This is a genomic window from Pedobacter sp. 01T416_2 (genome assembly GCF_056398925.1).
On record NZ_JBFTQI010000482.1, the window covers coordinates 1 to 4,605 of the forward strand.

The 4,605-nt window shown below is 34.5% G+C and carries 4 protein-coding genes and 1 pseudogene; all 5 read right to left on the reverse strand.

Annotated features, from left to right (window positions below):
- Positions 1-186: 186 nt before the first annotated feature.
- A pseudogene (locus AC1DPQ_RS18480) lies at positions 187-369 on the reverse strand (glucosamine-6-phosphate deaminase); the annotation flags it as partial.
- Positions 370-386: 17 nt separating this feature from the next.
- Positions 387-1,238 (reverse strand): N-acetylglucosamine kinase, encoded by an 852-nt coding sequence (locus AC1DPQ_RS18485; RefSeq protein WP_477610482.1) that lies wholly within the window; start codon positions 1,236-1,238, stop codon positions 387-389.
- A gap of 14 nt (positions 1,239-1,252) precedes the next feature.
- A complete protein-coding gene (locus AC1DPQ_RS18490) occupies positions 1,253-3,058 on the reverse strand; it encodes a hypothetical protein (protein WP_477610483.1) in 1,806 nt (601 codons plus the stop codon).
- A 4-nt stretch (positions 3,059-3,062) separates the two neighbouring features.
- Positions 3,063-4,331: a glucose/galactose MFS transporter gene (gluP, locus tag AC1DPQ_RS18495; protein ID WP_477610484.1), complete on the reverse strand. Its 1,269-nt coding sequence runs from the start codon at positions 4,329-4,331 to the stop codon at positions 3,063-3,065.
- Position 4,332: 1 nt separating this feature from the next.
- Positions 4,333-4,605 (reverse strand): alpha-N-acetylglucosaminidase C-terminal domain-containing protein (locus AC1DPQ_RS18500; RefSeq protein WP_477610485.1); only part of this gene is annotated, 273 nt, incomplete at its 5' end.

The window sequence follows — 4,605 nt, forward strand, 5'->3', positions numbered from 1 at the left end:
TTGCCAAGCTGATGATTATGGGGTTGGCCTGATGTATACCGAAATGTTCCGTGTTTATAAAGAAAAAAGATGTACACTCCATCGTGTACATTCACTTTTAGCGCCTCCCTCCCTAAAAAAAAATATTACAACTTCTTTTTTATCATCTCCACCTTTTACGATATTGATTAATAATTTATGTTATCTCACTGCTACAGGAGTGGCACCTGTGGCCAAACCTAGTACCGCTTTTTTGCCAGCAGCTTGTTTTCCTTTAATAATTTGAGCAATCCGGTTTGCTACATTTAATGATGCTTCTTTAGGGTTATTAAAAACTGTAACCGGAAGCTTTTCAAACCGCGTTTCTTTTAATAAATTTAATCTTGCCATGATAGAAGTATTCCCTGCTATTTAATTTGTTTATGAAGGTGATAATCAGCAAGATTAGTAATTACTGATTTTGTGATTAATTTAACTTCCATACCAAACGTTTCAGCAACCTCTATCAGAATATCTTTAAACTGAAAACCAACCGAACCTGCGCAATTGAATGTATAAGCATTATAATTCTTATACCTACTTACTAGATTTTTAAAAAAGGCATTAAAAACCTGGAGTACAACATGACGCCTATAATCTGGGTTTATGGTCTCAAGGCTTAAAAATTTACAATAGCTAGCACAGAACCTGTTATAAAGTGGTTCTGAATAGAGGTTTTCTAAAAGTTTTTCAGGTGTTATTTTATAGGTGCTATAAAATAAATAGTTGGTTTGTTCGTCCATTTCTCCTCTTATATAATCTGTGATTATTTTCTTTCCAATAACACCGCCGCTACCTTCATCCCCCAATAGAAAACCGAGAGAATCTATATTGGTGGTTATCGATTTTCCATCGTATAAGCATGTATTTGTTCCTGTTCCCAATATGGCTGCAAAGCCTGGTTCATTGCCAAGTAGTGCTCTGGCTGTAGCCAATAAATCTGTGTCTACAGTTATCATAGCATTATTAAAAACCTGTTGCATTGCATTTTTTATCAACTCTATTTTGTGAATTTCGCAGCCAGCGCCATAGAAACTAATTTCCATTACTTCATCCCGCAAAATTGTATCAGGTAAATYCTCATTGATTGAATTTATTATATATTCACTGTTTACATAAAATGGATTGTAACCTTCTGTATCAAAATAAAACTTATGACTGTTATTGGTAATAAGGCACCAATTCGTTTTTGTAGAACCACTATCGGCAATTAATTTCATTGATTTACAAGTTCTTAATTTAGTTTAGAAATAGATATTTGTGGAAATTTTTGAGCTACTTGTGCAAGCTCATTTAAAGAAAGTGGTTTTAAGGCTTTTACTGCTGCTTGAAACTGGCTTAAGGTACCGTTATTAACCAATTCATTAACAATTACCTCATTAGGTGCATACAAGCCATCACTTGGATCCCAAATTTCATCTTTACTGTAATCATTTTCTTTGATATTGTTAAAGCCATTTGCCTTGAGGCTAGTGATAAGGTTACCAGCTGCGGCAGCTGCCCCAAAATTATTACTCGAATTTACCCACATATTAAACTGACTAAATTTGAGTTCTGGATAATAATCAGACACTGCCTTATTTACAATAGTTTTAATCCTATCAACTGTACTTTGTGGTGGCACCAGTTGCCAATAGTGCAAAGGAATGTAGCCTTTATAAACTTCGTAAGCTGGGTGTGCAATCAAATAAGGATTTATTGCCACACCAGTTGGTGTTAAATTATTCTTTTTGAAATAGGCTAAGGTAGATGTTGTGCCCAAATTATACATATCCAATAAGTCTGGAGATGTTATGGCGTAACTTGAAATACCTATTATATTCTTGTTGCTGGTAATGTTTTTTATCTGATCTTCTATTACACCGCTTTCCCAATCAGAAATATAGGTATAGTCAGTCTGTAAGGTAAAATCATTATAATCTCTAATTTTTTGCTGTAAAGTTTTTACATCATCTGCGCTGTTGCCCGGATACAAGATATAAATACTACCTGGTTTGTATTTTCCATTTACATTATCCAGAACTTGTTTTGCCTTTGTTTCGCCACCAGTTACTCCAGTAGAACCCATTATAACTATATTCTTTACATGGTGTTGTTGCAAAAAAGTGATGTACTCTTTAGGCAGATCTAACAATTTAACCCACGCAACGGCATCAGGTACCGAATGATCGTAGCCCAGCGTACTGTAAGATGGATAACCATTATTATTTGAATAACTTAATATGGTTTCTATCTCTTTGATATTATTGGTTGTTACCAAAAAATGAAGGGGCAAAACAGGAGCTTTTAATACATTACTTATATTTGGTATTGCCGGAAAACCTGTTGACAGAATTACCGTTTCGAAAGTAGTATTTTCTCCTAAAAACTTGTTATAGGAATCAACCGTTTTGATTACCGAGTTTTGTAAAAACTGAGGAGTTGCATAAACAGGATTAGGGCCAGAACCTGGGCCGTTTACTAGCCAAGAATGCGAAATTCCGCCACTTAGGTTTTCTATTGATTTTTCTACAACATATTCAGCACTCATTCCGCCATCCAAAGCGTACATATTTAAACCTTTATAGCTATTTTCTGTAATATTATAAACGGTTAAAATTTTAGAGTTAACTACCCTAAAAAATGTTTGATAAAGCACTTTTTCCTTTCCGTTTTCATCGTGATAAACCAGGTATACGCCATAGGCATCGGTACTGGCATCGTTTGGCACAGTCCATATCGGCAGGTTGGTTACGGCATATTGTTTTGCAGTATTAATTGTTATACCGCTCGGCAAACTGGTCTCTGTAAAAAAAGATTTATCTTTTGATATGTTTCTAATTTTAACCTTAACTGTTTTCAGATTAATTGGCTTTTCGCCAGAATTATTGATTGTACAGGAAAGTTTAACGCTTTCGCCAATTTCATAACTGCCCTTATCTGTTAAACAGTTTTCAAATTTAATTACCAAAAGTTGGGATGACGAACCGGTAGTTTTATAGGTTGATTTTGCACAAGAATATAATGCTATCAAAATAATGGTTACTAATACTGATTTCATATTATTAGTTATTTGGTTTAATAAAATGGTTGTTAACGCTATATGCAATTAGATACAGGTAACAAGGTAAAAGAATGATATAGGATAACTGGTTGTTGGAAAAATGCAGCAAATAACCATAGGCAAGTGGTATTATAGCACCACCAGCAATGCCCATAATTAATATAGCCGACGCTCTTTTTATCTGTAAAACACTTAACCCTCTTAAAGCAGTAGGCCAAATAGCAGGCCAGAGTAAGGCATTGACAACACCTAAGGCTGCTAATAAAAATACAGATATTTCTTTAGGCAGGATAATAATTAAAACAGTAATGAGGGCTCCAGATACAGCAGAAATCAAAAAGGAAAGTTCTTGTTTTAAATACTTTGGTATTAATATGATCCCAAGCAAATAACCAATAAGCATACCACTTAAGGTATATGAGGTAAGGTTTTTAGCCATACTTAGGGAAAAACCATGATATAAGCCATAGTTACTAATGGTGTCCCCAGCCATTACTTCTACACCAACTGCGCAAAATACGGCTACAAAACCCGCAGTTATCTGTCCAGTATATTTTTTCGCAATTATTGCCGATGACCGGTTAGTCTCTTCTTCATCTATTTGTGGTAGACTTACGTATTTCAATAAATACCCCAGTAACAATAATGCAACCGTTATAATAACATAAGGTATTATTATAGATCTGCCCAAATCATCTAACATTTGTATTTTATGCGAAGCAGACACTGTAGCTATATTAGCCACAATTGTATTCGATTTACCTAATAAAATACTACCTAATATCAAGGGAGCCAATATTCCTGCGAACTTATTGCACAGACCCATAATACTAATTCTTTTGGCTGCACTTTCGGCAGGGCCTAAGATGGTTACATAAGGATTTACAGCAATCTGCAAAATAGTTAATCCAGTACCCGTAATAAATAGTCCGGCTAGAAAAAGTATAAATGATCTGTTAATAGCAGCAGGAATAAATACAACTGAACCTACTGCCATACAGTATAAACCTATGCGCATACCACTAACCATACCTGTTCTTTTTAACATCTTGCCAGATGGTATGGCCATTACGGTATAGGCAATATAAAAAGCAAAGGTTACAAAGTAAGCCTCTGTCTCGGTAAGCTCGCAAGCGATTCGTAGAAATGGAATTAAAACTCCATTTATCCAAGTGATAAAGCCAAAAATAAAAAATAATATACCTATAGATAGCATTGCAGAGGTATAGTTTGCTTTTGGTTTTTCTATATATTCTTGATTATTACTCATATTAATTTGTGAGAATTTTGTTTTTATACTTTAATGCCAATACTTTGCTAATTCTATAACTATCTCCTAGTGGTTTGTCTATAAAAACCTGGCTTTGTTTAGTCCAGTCAAGTTCAAATTGGGTAACCTTTTCAAGAAATAATTTTTCATCAAAATCTTTGTTTTTGGCTACTGATGAGATGACATCATTAATAAACATCTCCCACCTTTTACGGTAATATGTTTTGGTTAAACCTGCCCAAGTGCGGTTACCATAATCATTTAAGCTTTGTGC

Excerpts from the sequence above, each read along its gene's own strand:
- gluP (WP_477610484.1), bottom strand. The coding sequence starts at position 4,331 with ATGAGTAATAATCAAGAATATATAGAAAAACCAAAAGCAAACTATACC.
- AC1DPQ_RS18490 (WP_477610483.1), bottom strand. The coding sequence starts at position 3,058 with ATGAAATCAGTATTAGTAACCATTATTTTGATAGCATTATATTCTTGT.